The organism is Rhizobium rosettiformans (assembly GCF_016806065.1).
GTDB lineage: Bacteria > Pseudomonadota > Alphaproteobacteria > Rhizobiales > Rhizobiaceae > Allorhizobium.
In genome coordinates this window covers 1782288-1797965 of the sequence record NZ_CP032405.1, presented here as the reverse complement: position 1 = coordinate 1797965, position 15678 = coordinate 1782288, and the positions used below count along the sequence as shown (strand labels likewise).

The following is a 15678-nucleotide window of genomic DNA, read 5'->3' as shown; positions in this document are numbered from 1 at the left end:
TTAGCATTGCCGGCCCGGCGCGGAAAGGAAATTTGCCGCGAGTCCGATTGCCCTGATGTCACTTGGCGCCGAGCTGGGGCAGCGTCGAACCGGCAATCTGTTCAGCCCTTGTCTTCTGGCGATCGGCCTCTGCCTGCCATTGCTGCGCTTCACGCGACTGGCTGCGCGCCTTCTTCCGGTGTTTGCCCTGGGTGAACCAGGTCACGACAGAGCCGAGGAGCACACCGAACATCACTGCAAGAATGAGGAAGACGAAGAAGGGTGCGGAGACAGACAGCGCCTGATCTGCCGGATTGAACGGGTTGAGCGCGAGGCTGACGACTCCGCGATTGGCCACGGCCAGAACGATCAGCAGCACGCCGAGGGGCAGAAACACCACGAGGCTCACGACTTTCCGGATCATCTGGACAACTCCCTGTTCACTCCGAGGCGACTGCGGTCACCTCCATGGGCTCAAATTAAGGACAGGGGCGGAATTTTCAACGCGAAAAGCGCTTATTCGTCGTCCTCGTCACCCATGCCCGGGTTGAGGCGCTCGCGCAGTTCCTTGCCCGTCTTGAAGAACGGAACCCATTTCTCTTCGACGAAAACGGTTTCGCCTGTGCGCGGGTTGCGTCCCGAGCGGGATGGACGGTTCTTGACGGAAAAGGCGCCAAAGCCGCGCAGTTCGACGCGATTGCCGCCTGCAAGCGCGTCGGTGATCTCGTCCAGAACTGCATTGACGATGTTTTCGACATCGCGATGATAAAGATGCGGATTGCGGGCCGCGACGATCTGCACCAATTCCGACTTTATCACGCGGACCCCCTGAAATTTCTATTGTGACGTTGAGCGCCGATAACGTTGCCAAAGCAAAAAAGCTCAGTCAAGGAACAACTTAACCATAAATTGCCGTCTTTGCGAGAGATATGACGAGCGTCACACGCAATATCGTGATCGCGAGGGTCACATTTTCACCCTCCGTCCCCGGCATGGCTTGTCTGTCGCTTCTTGTAACGGTTCTGCCACAATCCATATTGGCAATGCCGAACGGACATGCGAAACGACGAGCCAGGCGGTTTGCTGACGGCCACCGCCACAATAGACGGATACTATCAAATGCTGGAAGCGACACATGAGGCCCTGACGCCGCTGGAGCGCCGATCCGAAGCCGATGCCTATCGGCGGGCGGTCAGCCATTCGCGTCGCGTCCGGCGTCTGCGCTTCCTTCTGCCTGTCGTGGCCCTCGCCATCACGCTGGCCTTCGTTGCGGTCTCCTTCGTGCGCAGCCTGATGCCCGACGAATTGCAGATCGAATCTGCCAAGATCGAAGATGGCAAGGTCGTCATGGAGAAGCCGGCGATCGCGGGCCGCAACGACGAGGGCGTGCGCTATTCGATGCGCGCCGAGCGGGCGTTGCAGGACATCAAGAATCCCAACATGATCGCGCTCGAGACCATTGCCGCAGCCGTGCCGGTCAACGACAAGATCATCGCCCGCGTCGTCGCCTCGAGCGGCATCTTCGACCGTGGCGCGAACACCCTCAATCTCGACAAGCCATTCACCCTCAATCTCAGCAGCGGCATAGACGCCCAGTTCAATTCCGCCAATCTCGATATTGCCGGCGGCACGATGAAGACGAATGATCCCGTCGCCATCCAGACCAAAGGCGCGTCGATTGTTGCGAACTCGCTCGAGATGAAGGATAAGGGGCGAACCATGATCTTCGCGGGCAGCGTCAAGTTGAACATCGAGCCGTCCGCCATTCAAAGCAATCGGTCCACGGAAGCCGCCCAGCCATGATTTACCGCTCCTTCGCCAAGTTTTCCTTTGCTGGCTTCCTTCTCGTTTCGGCAGGCCTGCTCGCCGGACAGACAGCGGCGCAGACGACCAACAGCCAGATGAACGGCCTGAAGCTGTCCAACGACCAGCCCATTCAGATCGAAAGCGATCAGCTTGAGATCCGCGAACAGGAAAAGAAGGCCTTCTTCACTGGTAATGTTAAGGTTGTGCAGGGCACGACGACCCTTCAGGCCGGGACCATGGTCGTTCACTATCGCGGCGAGGGCCAGACCGTGACGCAGGGCAATGCCGACATCGAGAAGATCGACGTGGCTCAGAAGGTGTTCCTGTCCTCCGGCACGCAGCAGGCGACTGCGGACACCGGATATTTCGACATGGCGCAGCAGCTCTTCGTGCTCGAAGGCGAGCGCGTCGTGCTTTCGGAAGGGCAGAACGTCTTTGTCGGCTGCAAACTCACTGTCCAGATGAATTCCGGTCAGGCCAAGCTCGACAGCTGTGGCCGGCGCGTTCAGATTCAGCTCGACCCCAAGTCCCAGCAGAGCAACTGACGGGTTCGCGTGAACGTGCACATTCCATTTTTCTCCAGGACGAAGCAGCCCAAAAAGGCGGCGAACCCGACCGGCCTGCCGGGCGACAAGTCGCGCTATGAAGGCACACTGATCGCTCACGGACTGACGAAGACCTATAATTCGCGCCGCGTCGTCAACGGTGCTTCGCTGGTGGTGCGCCGCGGCGAAGCCGTCGGTCTGCTCGGGCCCAATGGGGCAGGCAAGACGACCTGTTTCTACATGATCACGGGCCTCGTTCCGGTCGATGCCGGCACCATCTCGATCAACGGCAACGACGTCACCTCCATGCCGATGTATCGGCGCGCCCGTCTGGGCGTCGGCTATCTGCCGCAGGAAGCGTCGATCTTTCGTGGCCTGACGGTGGAAGAGAATATTCGTGCGGTGCTTGAGGTCCATGTTTCCGACAAGCGCAAGCGCGAAGAGAAGCTCGACGAACTGCTGGCAGAATTCCACATCGAGAAGCTGCGCAAGTCTCCGGCGGTGGCGCTTTCCGGCGGTGAGCGCAGGCGTCTGGAAATTGCCCGAGCGCTTGCGACCGATCCGACCTTCATGCTGCTGGACGAGCCTTTCGCCGGCGTTGATCCGATCTCCGTCTCCGACATTCAGAATCTCGTGCGACATCTCACGGCACGCGGCATCGGTGTTCTCATTACCGACCACAATGTGCGTGAAACGCTTGGCCTGATCGACCGCGCCTATATCATCCATGCGGGTGAAGTGCTCACCCATGGCCGGGCCAACGACATCGTCAACAATGCCGATGTGCGCCGCCTCTATCTGGGCGAACAGTTCAGCCTCTGACGGATCTTTGAAGAAAAGACCGCCTCTCCCCTCCCGCGGCTTGACCAAAACAAAATAAAAAGCAATTTTTGGGCCAAGTGGAATTTCCCGCCAGAAAAGGCGGGATTGCGGGGAGTCGAGCGTCCGTCATGGCCTTATCCGCCAATCTGTTCCTGCGACAAAGCCAGGCCCTGGTGATGACTCCCCAGCTGATGCAGTCGATTCAGCTGTTGCAGATGACTCACCTCGAACTGATGCAGTTCATCGCGCAGGAAGTGGAGCGGAATCCGCTGCTCGAAATGGCGGCAGATGACGGCGATTTGGGCGGCGACCTGCCTGACAATGCCGATCGCCACGGCAACACGGCCCAGGAAAGCCAGGCCGCCTCCGACGAAACAGGCGCTTCTCCATCGCTCGACAGCGACTGGTATGAGAATGGCGCGAGCGAGCGCCTGAACGACCGACTCGATACGAATTACGATACCGCCTTCGCGGACGAAGGCTCCCTGCAACGGCCCGATGCGCCGGAACTGCTTGGGCAATGGAAATCAATGCCGGGTCAGTCCGGCGACGGAAGCGAGGGCTATGACCTTGACGACTTCGTTGCCGGGCAGGTCAGCCTCCGGGATCACCTGAACCAGCAAGTTCCCTTTGCGCTCACGTCGGCCTCCGATCAGTTGCTCGCCTCCGTGCTGATCGACCATCTCGATGAAGCAGGCTATCTGCGCGCGGACCTCGACGAGGTGGCGTCTCGCCTCGGCCTGAGCCATGCGAATGTCGAGGCGGTTCTCGTGACCCTGCAAACGCTCGAGCCCGCCGGGGTCTTTGCGCGCAGCCTCAGCGAATGCCTGGCGATCCAATTGCGTCAACGTGACCGGTATGACCCGGCGATGGCAGGCCTCGTCAACAATCTCGAACTGCTTGCCAAGCGCGATTTTGCCGCGTTGAAGAAGATCTGCGGCGTGGACGAGGAAGACCTCGTCGACATGCTGTCGGAGATCCGCAAGCTCAATCCAAAGCCGGGCAGCAGCTTTGAGCATGCGGTCAGCGAATCCGTGACGCCTGACATCGTCGTGCGTCCCGACGGGCTCGGAGGCTGGCAGGTCGAACTCAATCCGGATGCGCTTCCCCGCGTGCTCGTCAACCATACCTACATGGCCGCCGTTGGGCGCCAAGGGGCATCCAAGGAGGCTCCCGACCAGGCCTTCATGTCGGAATGTCTGCAGAATGCCAACTGGCTCACGCGCAGCCTCGACCAGCGCGCCCGCACGATCACCAAGGTCGCAGCCGAGATCGTGCGCCAGCAGTCCGCCTTCCTCGAGCAAGGCGTCGATCATCTTCGGCCGCTGAATCTGAAAACGGTCGCCGATGCCATCAAGATGCACGAATCGACCGTCAGTCGCGTGACGACGAATAAATACATGCTCACGCCCCGCGGGCTGTTCGAACTCAAATACTTCTTCAGCGTGTCGATCGCCTCGGCGGAAGGCGGCGACAGCCATTCGGCGGAAGCCGTACGCCATCGCATTCGCGCCCTGATCGAAAAGGAAAGCCCCGAAGCCGTGCTGTCCGACGACGATATTGTCGATCAGCTGAAATCATCGGGCGTCGACCTCGCACGGCGCACCGTGGCCAAATATCGCGAGTCGATGAATATCCCTTCTTCCGTCCAGAGGCGTCGCGAAAAGCGCGCCATGGCCAAGGTTTCAGCCGGCTGACGGCCCCCTTCCCGCCCGAAAGATTAACAGGAGATTGACTCTTTCCCCGTGGGCGGCTAGAAGCGCGCCGCAATCGACAGCGCACACTGTCAACCGAAGGAAAGTTCCTTCGACGACGCCCGACAAACGAAGGCACAGACTAACCTAACCGTTCGAAAAGCTTGGACGCGGCCGTCGCTTGGCGTAAAATGGATACGCAACCAATCATAAGAAGGGAAACTCCATGAGTGTGCGTGTATCCGGCAAGCAGATGGAAATCGGCGAAACGTTCCGGCAGCGGATCGAAGATCGAATCCAGGATGCGGTTACCAAATACTTCGACGGAGGGTATTCCGGGCAAGTGGTCGTCTCGAAGTCGCAGTCGCGCTTCGCGGCAGATTGCCTGGTGCATCTCGATACCGGCGCAAACCTGCATGCCGCAGGTGAGGCCAATGATCCGCAAGTGGCCTTTGACACCGCCTTCGAGCGCGTCGAGAAGCGCCTGCGCCGTTACAAGCGCAAGCTGAAGGATCATCACGCGGGAGAAGCACAGAACCCGTCGATCGAGGTCGCCTACACGGTTATGGATTCCGTCGACGAGGATCACGAGGAACTTCCCGAGGACTATGCGCCGACGATCGTTGCCGAGAGCACCAAGAAACTTCGGACCATGTCCGTCGCTTCCGCAGTTATGGCTCTCGACATGACCGACGACCCGGTTCTTCTGTTCAGAAACCCGGGAAGTGAACAATTGAATATCGTTTATCGTCGCAATGACGGTAATATCGGGTGGATCGATTCCGCCAACATAAAAGGCTGACGGTCGATCTGGGCGGCTGCCGAAAGGTGGCCGCCCGAGCTTCGACCCGAGGCATGAAGGACATTGATATGGCATTGGCAGATTTGCTGCAGCAGGATGCTGTCGTACCGGCTCTCCGGGTGAACTCCAAGAAGCAGCTGCTTCAGGAACTTGCGGCCAAAGCCTCCAAGCTTACCGACATTCCGGAACGGGAAATCTTCGACGTGATCCTGCAGCGCGAGCGCCTGGGCTCGACGGGCGTGGGAAACGGCATCGCCATCCCGCATGGAAAGCTGAACAAGATCAGCAAGATCACGGGCGTCTTCGCAAGGCTGGAAACGCCGGTCGATTTCGAAGCGCTCGACGATCAGCCGGTCGATCTGGTCTTCCTGCTGCTCGCGCCCGAAGGTGCGGGTGCAGATCATCTCAAGGCCCTGTCACGTATTGCGCGCGTGTTGCGCGACCAGGACCTGGTGGCAAAGCTCAGGGCGACTGAATCGGCCTCCGCCATTTACACCTTCCTCAACGAGGAACAGGCGTCCAACGCCGCCTGAGCGACTGCCTTCAAGTCAAGACAGCAAAAAAGCGCCCGAATGGGGCGCTTTTTTTCATTCACGCGAGATCACGTCTGCTCACGCCTTGGCGGTATCCTCGGCTGCGGCTTCCGACTTCGGGCCGCCCTTGGCAACGCCGACCATGGCCGGACGCAACACACGCTCGCCGATGGCGTAACCGGCCTGAACGACCTGGACGACCGTGTTGTTGGGCACGTTCGGATTCGGCACCTCGAACATCGCCTGATGGAAGTTCGGATCGAACTTCTGACCTTCAGCCTCGATCTTGCGCACGCCATGGCGCTCGAGCGTTGCCAGCATGCCGCGCTCGGTCATTTCAACGCCCTCAATCAGAGCGGTGAGGGTCGCGTCAGCGGCAGCGCGGGCCTCTTCCGGCAACGTCTCGATCGCGCGGCGCAGGTTGTCGGATACGGACAGCATGTCGCGGGCAAAGCCGGTCACCGCATAGGACTTGGCATCCTTGATTTCGCGGTCGGTGCGGCGGCGCAGATTGTCCATTTCAGCCGCCAGACGCAGGAAGCGGTCGCGCAGATCGGCATTTTCTGCCTTCAATGCGTCGATCGGATCAATCTCCTGCGCGGACCCGGCCTCGCTTTCGTTCGCAACCTGCCCTTCTTCGCTGGTCGCGGTTGCTTCTGCCTCGGTAGCTGCCGCGTCAGGTCCGTTCTTGTTGGTTTCTTCGGTCATGACGTTCTCCGGATGATGTCTCGTTTTCGAAGCTCAAAGCTTTCGAATGCGTGCCCGATATCAGGGTTTGACGAGAAAAAATCAAGGGTTTGTGGGGAAATTGGCTTACCGCGCGCCGCGCGAGAGCCTCGCCATCAGCTGTGCGGTGTAATCGACCATCGGCACGATGCGCGAATAGTTGAGGCGGGTCGGACCGATCACGCCGACGGCGCCGACGATACGGTCTTCGCCATCACGATAGGGTGCTACGATCAACGAGGAACCGGAAAGCGAGAAAAGCTTGTTTTCCGATCCGATGAAGATCCGGACCCCCGGGCCGCTTTCGGCCAGATCAAGGATTTCGATCAAGCTTTCCTTCCGCTCTAGATCGTCGAAGAGCAGGCGCAGGCGATCGATGTCCTCGGAGCCGGCGAGACCTTCGAGCAGATTGGCGCGACCGCGGACGATCAGGCGGGCCGGCTGTTTTTCCGCCACTTCGCCCGACCACACGGCGATGCCACGTTCGACTAGATCCTGTGACAGGGTGTCGAGCTCTGTCGCCACCTGGGCCTTCAGGTTTTCGATCTGGCCACGCAGTTCGCGCAGAGTCTGGCCGGTCAGGTTGGCGTTCAGGAAATTGGCCGCTTCGGTCAACTGCGAGGCGGTGACACCTGCCGGCAGTTCGATGATGCGATTCTCGACCTGATTATGCTCTCCGACGAGGACAGCGAGTGCCTTGGTCGGTTCGAGCCGGATGAATTCGACATGCTTGAGCACCGGGTCGTTCTTCGCCGAGATGACGAGGCCGGCGCCGCGCGACAGGCCGGACAGCATGCGGCTTGCCTCGGTCAGCATGGCTTCCATCGGCTGATCGGCGCTGGAAGGCCTGATCTGACGTTCGATTTCGTCCCGCTCGCCTTCGGAAAGATCGCCGATCTGCATGAAGGCGTCGACGAAGAAGCGCAGGCCGGCCTGCGTGGGCAGGCGCCCGGCGCTGATATGCGGCGCATAGATGAGGCCGAGTTCTTCGAGATCGCTCATGACGTTGCGCACAGAGGCCGGCGACAGCGACATGGGCAGCAGGCGTGAAAGATTGCGCGAACCGAGCGGATCACCGCTGTCGAGATAGGTCTCGACGATACGGCGAAAGACCTCCCGGGAGCGATCGTCCAGGGATGCGGAAACGTCTGCGACGGTCGTCTTCGGTGATGCCATTATCGGAGCGAACATGATCTCAGAAGTTTCATGCTGGAAATATAATCACTGCTTCCAAGATGACCAAGGGGTATTTCACCACGCACGAGGCTCTCTGCGCTGCGGCATGGTTTTTCTTTGCAAATACGCTGCTCGATCCTTAGAAGGCAACTGACAACCCAGGAGATTGCAATGCGGCCATCCGGCAGAAAAACCGATCAAATGCGCAAGGTTTCGTTCGAGCGCAACTTTTCCAAGCATGCAGAAGGCTCCTGCCTGGTGAAGTTCGGCGACACGCATGTGCTGTGCACGGCGAGCCTGGAAGAAAAGACCCCGCCGTGGCTGCGCAATTCCGGCAAAGGCTGGGTGACGGCGGAATACGGCATGCTGCCGCGTGCCACCGGCGACCGCATGAAGCGCGAGGCCGCCTCGGGCAAGCAAAGCGGTCGTACGCAGGAAATCCAGCGCCTCATCGGGCGGTCGCTCCGGGCAATCGTCGATCTGGAGGCCCTCGGCGAACGCCAGATCTCGATCGACTGCGACGTTATCCAGGCGGATGGCGGCACGCGCACGGCGGCAATCACCGGCGCCTTCATAGCCCTGCATGACTGCCTGAAGTGGATGGAAGCCCGCAGCATGATCAAGGTCGAGAAGGTCCTCAAGGATCATATCGCGGCCGTTTCATGCGGCATCTTCGCAAGCCAGCCTGTGATCGACCTCGACTATCTGGAAGACTCGGCTGCCGAAACGGACGCCAACTTCGTGATGACCGGCTCCGGCGGCATCGTCGAGATCCAGGGCACGGCCGAAGGCAAGCCGTTCAGCCAGGACGAGTTCCTGACGCTGCTTGGTCTGGCGCGCAACGGCATCGACGAACTGGTAGCGCTGCAGAAGCAGACAATCGCCTGAGAAGAAGGGCCGCATGATCGAAGGGATACTCGAAACCGCACTCTATGCGGACGATCTGGACAAGGCGGAGGCGTTTTATGACGGCGTCCTCGGTCTGGAAAAGATCCGCCGTGGCGGCAACCGGCATATCTTTTATCGGTGCGGGTCCGGCGTCCTTCTGATCTTCAATCCGGCAGAAACGCAAAAGCCCATCGCCAATGACCCCTTCCCCGTCCCGACCCACGGGACGAGGGGCCCTGGCCATGTCTGTTTCATCGTCCGTCACGACGATCTCGATGCCATGCGCAGCCGGCTGCAGCAGGCCGGCATACCGGTCGAATCCGAACTGACATGGCCGAACGGCGCATGCTCGATCTACTTCCGCGATCCGGCCGGAAACAGCCTGGAATGCGCAACCCGCACCCTTTGGACTTCTTGAACGGACCTATCGCATGCGCAAACTCGACACCCGCACGATTATCGTTGCCAGCCACAATGCCGGCAAGATCGCCGAGATCGCCGATCTGATCGGCCCCTTCGGCTTTTCGGCCAAGTCCGCGAAGGACCTAAATTTCGTCGAGCCTGACGAGACTGGCACGACCTTCGAGGAAAACGCCGCGATCAAGGCGCTGGCCTCGGCTAAGGCTTCGGGGCTGCCTGCGCTCTCCGACGACAGTGGTCTCGTCATCGATGCGCTCGACGGCGCTCCGGGCGTCTATACGGCGAACTGGGCCGAGCGCGAGGATGGCAGCCGCGATTTCCAGATGGCGATGGAGAAGGTCGAGAAGGCTCTCCAAGAGCGCGGCGCGACGGATGCGGCTCAGAGGACCTGTCGCTTCGTCAGCGTGCTCTGCCTCGCCTGGCCGGATGGTCATACGGAATTCTTCCGTGGCGAGGTCGAGGGCGTGGTTGCCTGGCCGCCGCGCGGCACCGCCGGCTTCGGCTATGACCCGGTCTTCCAGCCCGAGGGACATACGCGCACCTTCGGCGAGATGACGGCGGACGAGAAGCACGGTTGGAAGCCGGGTGATGCGGAGGCTCTGTCGCACCGTGCCCGGGCCTTCAAGCTTTTCGTCGAAACCTGCCTGGAGGCATGACGCCTTGACCGAACGGCCTTTCACGCTCCTGCCCGACACTGGCGAGCCCGGTTTCGGGGTCTACGTGCATTGGCCCTTCTGCGCGGCCAAGTGTCCGTATTGTGACTTCAACAGCCATGTGCGGCACCAGCCGGTCGATCAGGCGCGCTTTGTCGCCGCCTTTCTCGCCGAACTGAAGTCTGTGCGGGCCATGTCCGGGCCGAAGACCGTCACCAGCGTCTTCATGGGCGGTGGTACGCCATCGCTGATGGATCCCTCGACGGTCGGCGCGATCCTCGACGGCATTGCGGCCAACTGGCATATGCCCGATGGTATCGAGATCACCATGGAGGCGAACCCGTCCAGCGTCGAGGCGACCCGCTTCCACGGCTACCGGGCAGCCGGCGTCAATCGTGTTTCGCTTGGGGTGCAGGCGCTGAACGATCCGGACCTCAGGTTCCTCGGACGACTGCACGACGTGGCGGATGCGCTCAAAGCCATCCGACTGGCGCGCGAGATCTTCCCGCGCATGTCCTTCGACCTGATTTACGCCCGGCCCAACCAGACGGTGGAAGCATGGGAGAGGGAGCTGAAGGAAGCGATTTCCTACGCGGTCGACCATCTCTCGCTCTACCAGCTGACGATCGAGGAAGGCACAGCATTTTACGGTCTGCACAAGGCGGGCAAGCTGATCGTCCCCGATGACGAGCATGCGGCCACACTCTACGAGGCGACGCAGGAGATCACTGCGCGCGAAGGTCTGCCGGCCTATGAGGTTTCCAACCACGCCCGTCCGGGTGCGGAGAGCCGCCACAATCTCACCTACTGGCGTTATGGCGACTATGCCGGCATCGGTCCAGGCGCGCATGGACGTCTCACCCAGGGGCGGACGAAGATCGCGACCGTCGCTGAGCGGCACCCCGAGACCTGGCTTACGGCGGTCGAGCAGAATGGCCATGGCATCATCGAACGCGAGGAGCTCGATCACGAGGCGCAGGCCGACGAGCTTCTGCTCATGGGCCTTCGCCTGCGAGAGGGTGTTGACCTTGCCCGGTGGCAGCAGCTTTCCGGCCGCGATCCCGATCCGGACAAGGAGCAGTTCCTGCTGGACCAGGGTTTCATCGAGCGGCTCGGCAATTCGCGGCTTCGCTGCACGCCGCCGGGCATGCTGATCCTGGACGCCGTCGTCGCGGATCTTGCCTGCTGAGGAGAAAGAGACGATGCCTGTCGATCCCGCCTTTGCCCGGTTCGACATGGCCCGCCTCTACGACGCCTTCAACCATCATGGCGGAGACGGCGATTTCTATGAAAACTTTCCCGAAGCGCCCTGCCGTGTCCTCGACATCGGCTGCGGCACGGGATCGGTGACGCTGAGGATGGCGCGGCGCGGGCACAAGGTCACGGGTGTGGATCCGGCAGAGGGCATGCTGAAGGTCGCGCGCGCTAAGGATGAGTGTTGTCTTGTCGACTGGGTCCAGGCGACGGCCTCAACCTTTGAACTCCCTGCTCGTTTCGACCTCGCCATCATGACGGGACACGTCTTCCAGGTCTTTCCCGACGATGCCGAAACCCTGGCTGCCTTGCGCAACATTCACCGGCACATGGCGCCTGGCGGCAAGCTGATCCTCGAAAGCCGCAATCCGCTGAACAGAGCCTGGGAAGGCTGGACCCGGGAGAAGACGCATGAACAGCGGGTCATCACCGGCATCGGGCCGGTCGACGTTTACTACCAGATCAAGGATGCCGAGGGTGAACACGTAACCTTCGATGCGGTCTTCACGATCGAAGCCACGGACGAGACGCTGGTCAGCGAAAGCCGGCTGAGGTTTGCGCCCGCCGAGACCATCGAGCGCCTTCTCCGGACTGCCGGGTTTGTCGAGGTCGACCTGCGCGGCTGGTGGGATCGCAGCCCCTATTCCGAGACCAGCCCCGAGATCATCGCGATCGCCGGGGCCTGAAACGGCGCGCGGGCACAAAAAAGCCACCGCGCGCCGGATGGCATTCGCGGTGGCACTATACGTTCGGCTTGGAGGCTTACTCGTTGATCAGACGACGCAGAAGCTCGATTTCCTGCGACAGTTTCTGATCGGCCGAGATCAGTTCCTCGATCTTGCGAACCGCGTGCAAGACCGTCGTGTGGTCACGACCACCGAAGCGACGGCCGATCTCCGGGAAGGAGCGCGGGGTGAGCGTCTTCGACAGATACATCGCGATCTGGCGTGGCTTGACGATGACGCGGGTGCGGCGGTTCGACACCAGTTCCTGGCGCGAGACGTTGTAATGGCGGGCGACAACGCGCTGAATGTCTTCGATGCGAACGCGCTTCTGGTCACCGGCGCCGACGAGGTGAGCGAGCAGTTCGTCCACGCGCTCGATCGACAGGTTCGGCTCGAAGGAGCGGCGGAAGAGCAGCTGGTTGAACGCGCCTTCCAGGTCGCGGCCGCTGCTGGTGATGTTGCGGGCAACATGCTCCAGGATCTCGGCGGGAATATCGATCGACGGATCGTCCTTGCGGGCGACGTCGAGCCGCGACTTCATCATGTCGAGGCGCATGTCGTAGTCAGGCGCTTCCATCTCGATGGCTACGCCACCCTGGAGGCGCGAACGGACACGCGGATCGAGCGATTCCAGTTCCCAAGGCGCACGGTCAGCGGCGACGACGACCTGCTTGGCGCTATCGAGCAGCATATTCAAGAGGTGGCAGAACTCATGCTGGATCATCTTGCCCTGCAGGAACTGCATGTCGTCGATGATCAGGAGATCGATATTGCGCAGCGAATCCTTCAGCGTCAGGGCATCATTGTCGCGGATCGCGGTTGCGAAACGCCACATGAAGTATTCGGCGGTCAGGTAGACAACGCGCGGCTGGCGCGAACTCTGGATCGCAGCATTGGCGATGGCCTGCAACAGGTGCGTCTTGCCGAGGCCGACAGAGGAATGGATGAAGAGCGGGTTGAAGCGCACGGCGCCGGCACCGGCCTCAGCGATCGTCTTGGCAGCGGCGAGAGCCACGCGGTTCGAGGAACCTTCCACGAAACCATCGAAGGTGTAGCGGCTGTCGAGTGGCGAGCCGAACAGCGGACCTGCCTGCGTGGTACGTGCGTTCGACGGTGCCTGGGTCTGGGCCGAGGCGATCTGGCCGACGGTCTGCGGTCCGGCCCTGCGCGGCGAAGCCGGCTGGCTGACTTCCGATCCGACCGAACGCTCCTCGACGACAGGGCCCCGGGTGCTGCGGCTGGCGCTGCGCACCATGATTTCGACCTTCAGGATCGACGGATCTTCAGCCTGGAAGATCGACGTGATCAGGTCGAGGTAACGGTTGTTGATCCAAGACTTCAGAAAGGTTGTCGGTACGGTCAGGCGTACCACGCTTTTCGATGCGGAATGGAGCTTCAGGCGCCCAAACCAGCTCTGGTACACGTCTACACCAACCTGAGCCTTCAACCGCTTGCTGAAACGTTCAAACAGAGCATCATGCTTCATCTCGGCATTGTCTCCTGCCCCTTCGGAGCATGCGGCGCCGAGCGCCGAATGTGCATTGTCTCCGTTCGCCAACGCACCGGCCGTCATAGAGTTCATATGCATTTTGCCGCCTTCCAAATTCATTCCAGGTGCCGGGCGCGTCCATTGCCGCCCGACAGCCGCTTCATCTCTCGTCGATCCCAGGGGATCGACAGTCCCCGAACACATCGTGCCGACTTCAGCCAAAAGCCGGCTCAACTTGCCATCGCCCCCTCACGACAATCGCAGTGCCCATACATGCGGCATCCTCGTCATGCCGCACATCCTTGTCCTTGTCGTGGCCACCGGCCACCATCAAGGCGCAAAACCGCCATCACGCGGAAACAGCCAAGTTTCCGATGCAATGTCGATCACTTTATGAGAAAACGGAATGGAAACACTCCGCCCCGGCAAGAGCGACATGTCACGATGACATTGCTGCCGTCCGGACCATCGTTTTCGGCCATTGGCTGGCCTCTTGCTGAGAAACATTAAGGCAGGATCAAAAGCCAAGATCAACACCGATTTTTAGGCTATCGGGCGCTTGGACCATTGACTCTTCGTACTTCATTTTAGCGTCACATTCGGGCGAAAAAGAATCGCTTTTGAATCAAGGAGATTCCCAAACGGGCACAAGATGAGGCGTTGGCAATGCGAAAAAATAAAATTTCTCTTGACTCGTAAGGGGGCCAATCCGCCCCAGCAAGAAGGTACCCCGCTCCGCGGCACCTCCCACAACCATATGAAATCATTGTGTTTTTCATGTCATCGGACTGACAAGATGCAGCGCAGCAGAAAACTCTAAAACATCAATTTTCAATAATCGTAAGCAACAACGACAAAAAGCCCGGCGCGACGCCAGGCTCTTCGAAAAATGTCAGAAAGGTGTCTAAAATTAGACAGCCAGGGCCTTCACACGAGCGGCCAGACGCGAGATCTTCCGCGATGCCGTGTTGGCGTGAACCACACCCTTGGTGGCAGCGCGCTGGATCTCAGGCTGAGCTGCCTGAAGGGCGTCCTTGGCGACAGCAGCGTCGCCGGAAGCGATGGCTTCTTCGACCTTGCGAATGAAACCACGGACCCGCGAACGACGAGCCTTGTTGACTGCAGTACGGGCAGCGATCTTGCGGGTCGCCTTCTTCGCCGAAGTTGTGTTGGCCATGATGCCTCTCTCGAATTCAAACCAAAGCCCACCATCGCCGCGTCGGGTCGTTGCGACCTGCCATACCAGCACTTGGGGAGCTGTTTCATGGGAAAAGCGCATCGGCTTTCCCAACCGTGGGCGGGCATATAGCGGGAAAGCGCGAATGCGTCAACGCGGATTCTGCAGATAACGCGCCTTCCCTTGCGCTTATCTGTGCTTGAAGGCGGGCTTCCGCTTCTCGACGAAGGCCGCCATGCCCTCCTTCTGATCCTCGGTCGCAAACAGGGAATGAAACAGCCGGCGCTCGAAGCGCAATCCTTCACCCAGGGTCTGCTCGAAGGCGCGGTTCACGGCTTCCTTCGCCATCATCACTGACGGGAGAGAGAAGGAGGCAATCTTGGCCGCGGCTTCCAGCGCCTCGTCCAGCAGGCGCTCGGGCTCGACAACGCGCGCTACCAGACCGGCACTTTCCGCTTCCGCGGCATCCATCATGCGACCGGTCAGGCAGAGATCCATGGCCTTTGCCTTTCCGACGGCGCGGGTCAGGCGCTGGGAGCCGCCCATGCCGGGAATGATGCCAAGGGTGATCTCGGGCTGGCCGAACTTCGCGGTCTTCGAGGCGATGATGAAGTCGCACATCATCGCGAGCTCGCAGCCACCGCCGAGGGCAAAACCGGAGACGGCAGCAATGAAGGGCTTGCGGAAGCCGGCAATATGGTCCCATCCGCCGATGAAGTCACCGGTATAGGTGTCGACGAAACCAAGCGACTGCATTTCCTTGATGTCAGCACCGGCAGCGAAGGCCTTTTCCGAGCCCGTGAGCACCACGGCGCCGACGCTCACGTCGGCCTGCAGTTCGCTCAAGAGTTGGCTGAGCTCGCGCATGACCGTCGAGTTCAGGGCATTCAGCGCCTGGGGCCGGTTCAGCGTCACCAGCGCAACGCGGTCGCGCCGTTCGATCAGCAGGGTTTCAAATGACATGGCTTCCTCCTCCACGACCCGAAGGC

At 60.6% G+C, this 15678-nt stretch carries 18 protein-coding genes; 11 read left to right on the top strand and 7 right to left on the bottom strand.

Annotated elements, in window-relative coordinates; genetic code table 11:
* Window positions 1-58 precede the first annotated feature (58 nt).
* Window positions 59-403: a LapA family protein gene (locus D4A92_RS08605; RefSeq protein ID WP_006724964.1), complete on the bottom strand. Its 345-nt coding sequence runs from the start codon at window positions 401-403 to the stop codon at window positions 59-61.
* Window positions 404-495: 92 nt separating this feature from the next.
* Window positions 496-798 (bottom strand): integration host factor subunit beta, encoded by a 303-nt coding sequence (locus D4A92_RS08600; RefSeq protein WP_006724965.1) that lies wholly within the window; start codon window positions 796-798, stop codon window positions 496-498.
* A 300-nt stretch (window positions 799-1098) separates the two neighbouring features.
* Between D4A92_RS08600 and lptC the strand changes: the two genes are divergently transcribed.
* From lptC to ptsN, 6 genes are all read left to right on the top strand, one after another.
* The gene (gene lptC, locus D4A92_RS08595) at window positions 1099-1782 is read left to right on the top strand and encodes an LPS export ABC transporter periplasmic protein LptC (protein WP_203019303.1); all 684 of its coding nucleotides are present in this window, start codon (window positions 1099-1101) and stop codon (window positions 1780-1782) included.
* Window positions 1779-2330, top strand: a complete 552-nt coding sequence (locus tag D4A92_RS08590; protein WP_203019301.1) for an LptA/OstA family protein — start codon at window positions 1779-1781, stop codon at window positions 2328-2330. The genes lptC and D4A92_RS08590 overlap by 4 nt, the downstream gene beginning before the upstream one ends.
* Window positions 2331-2405: 75 nt before the next feature.
* Window positions 2406-3152 carry an LPS export ABC transporter ATP-binding protein gene (lptB, locus tag D4A92_RS08585; protein ID WP_040299610.1) on the top strand — a complete coding sequence of 249 codons (747 nt, stop codon included), beginning with the start codon at window positions 2406-2408 and terminating at the stop codon, window positions 3150-3152.
* A gap of 128 nt (window positions 3153-3280) precedes the next feature.
* Window positions 3281-4849, top strand: coding sequence for an RNA polymerase factor sigma-54 (rpoN, locus tag D4A92_RS08580; RefSeq protein WP_203019299.1), 1569 nt, complete (start codon window positions 3281-3283; stop codon window positions 4847-4849).
* Window positions 4850-5072: 223 nt separating this feature from the next.
* Window positions 5073-5648 (top strand): ribosome hibernation-promoting factor, HPF/YfiA family, encoded by a 576-nt coding sequence (gene hpf, locus D4A92_RS08575; protein ID WP_054149161.1) that lies wholly within the window; start codon window positions 5073-5075, stop codon window positions 5646-5648.
* A gap of 68 nt (window positions 5649-5716) precedes the next feature.
* On the top strand, window positions 5717-6181 hold the full coding sequence (gene ptsN / locus D4A92_RS08570; RefSeq protein WP_054151256.1) for a PTS IIA-like nitrogen regulatory protein PtsN: 465 nt from the start codon (window positions 5717-5719) through the stop codon (window positions 6179-6181).
* Between the two features lie 78 nt (window positions 6182-6259).
* Here the strand turns inward: ptsN and grpE are convergent, their stop codons facing one another.
* Together grpE and hrcA are read right to left on the bottom strand one after the other, a co-directional pair.
* Window positions 6260-6889 (bottom strand): nucleotide exchange factor GrpE, encoded by a 630-nt coding sequence (grpE, locus tag D4A92_RS08565; protein WP_203019297.1) that lies wholly within the window; start codon window positions 6887-6889, stop codon window positions 6260-6262.
* Window positions 6890-6994: 105 nt separating this feature from the next.
* A complete protein-coding gene (hrcA, locus tag D4A92_RS08560; protein WP_203019883.1) occupies window positions 6995-8083 on the bottom strand; it encodes a heat-inducible transcriptional repressor HrcA in 1089 nt (362 codons plus the stop codon).
* A 171-nt stretch (window positions 8084-8254) separates the two neighbouring features.
* Between hrcA and rph the strand changes: the two genes are divergently transcribed.
* Genes rph through D4A92_RS08535 form a run of 5 tightly spaced genes read left to right on the top strand, consistent with a single transcriptional unit; the run spans window position 8255 to window position 11984 of the window.
* Window positions 8255-8971 carry a ribonuclease PH gene (gene rph, locus D4A92_RS08555; protein WP_054151197.1) on the top strand — a complete coding sequence of 239 codons (717 nt, stop codon included), beginning with the start codon at window positions 8255-8257 and terminating at the stop codon, window positions 8969-8971.
* A 13-nt stretch (window positions 8972-8984) separates the two neighbouring features.
* A complete protein-coding gene (locus D4A92_RS08550) occupies window positions 8985-9389 on the top strand; it encodes a VOC family protein (protein ID WP_203019295.1) in 405 nt (134 codons plus the stop codon).
* Between the two features lie 13 nt (window positions 9390-9402).
* The gene (gene rdgB, locus D4A92_RS08545; RefSeq protein WP_203019293.1) at window positions 9403-10047 is read left to right on the top strand and encodes an RdgB/HAM1 family non-canonical purine NTP pyrophosphatase; all 645 of its coding nucleotides are present in this window, start codon (window positions 9403-9405) and stop codon (window positions 10045-10047) included.
* Window positions 10048-10051: 4 nt separating this feature from the next.
* Window positions 10052-11233, top strand: a complete 1182-nt coding sequence (gene hemW / locus D4A92_RS08540) for a radical SAM family heme chaperone HemW (protein ID WP_203019290.1) — start codon at window positions 10052-10054, stop codon at window positions 11231-11233.
* 13 nt (window positions 11234-11246) lie between these two features.
* Window positions 11247-11984: a class I SAM-dependent methyltransferase gene (locus tag D4A92_RS08535; RefSeq protein ID WP_203019288.1), complete on the top strand. Its 738-nt coding sequence runs from the start codon at window positions 11247-11249 to the stop codon at window positions 11982-11984.
* A 76-nt stretch (window positions 11985-12060) separates the two neighbouring features.
* On the opposite strand, the gene dnaA is transcribed toward D4A92_RS08535, so the two are convergent.
* The 3 genes from dnaA to D4A92_RS08520 form a co-directional block, all read right to left on the bottom strand.
* The gene (gene dnaA, locus D4A92_RS08530; protein WP_203019286.1) at window positions 12061-13611 is read right to left on the bottom strand and encodes a chromosomal replication initiator protein DnaA; all 1551 of its coding nucleotides are present in this window, start codon (window positions 13609-13611) and stop codon (window positions 12061-12063) included.
* Window positions 13612-14422: 811 nt separating this feature from the next.
* Window positions 14423-14689: a 30S ribosomal protein S20 gene (gene rpsT / locus D4A92_RS08525; protein WP_006724980.1), complete on the bottom strand. Its 267-nt coding sequence runs from the start codon at window positions 14687-14689 to the stop codon at window positions 14423-14425.
* 189 nt (window positions 14690-14878) lie between these two features.
* A complete protein-coding gene (locus D4A92_RS08520) occupies window positions 14879-15652 on the bottom strand; it encodes an enoyl-CoA hydratase (RefSeq protein ID WP_203019284.1) in 774 nt (257 codons plus the stop codon).
* Window positions 15653-15678: the final 26 nt, after the last annotated feature.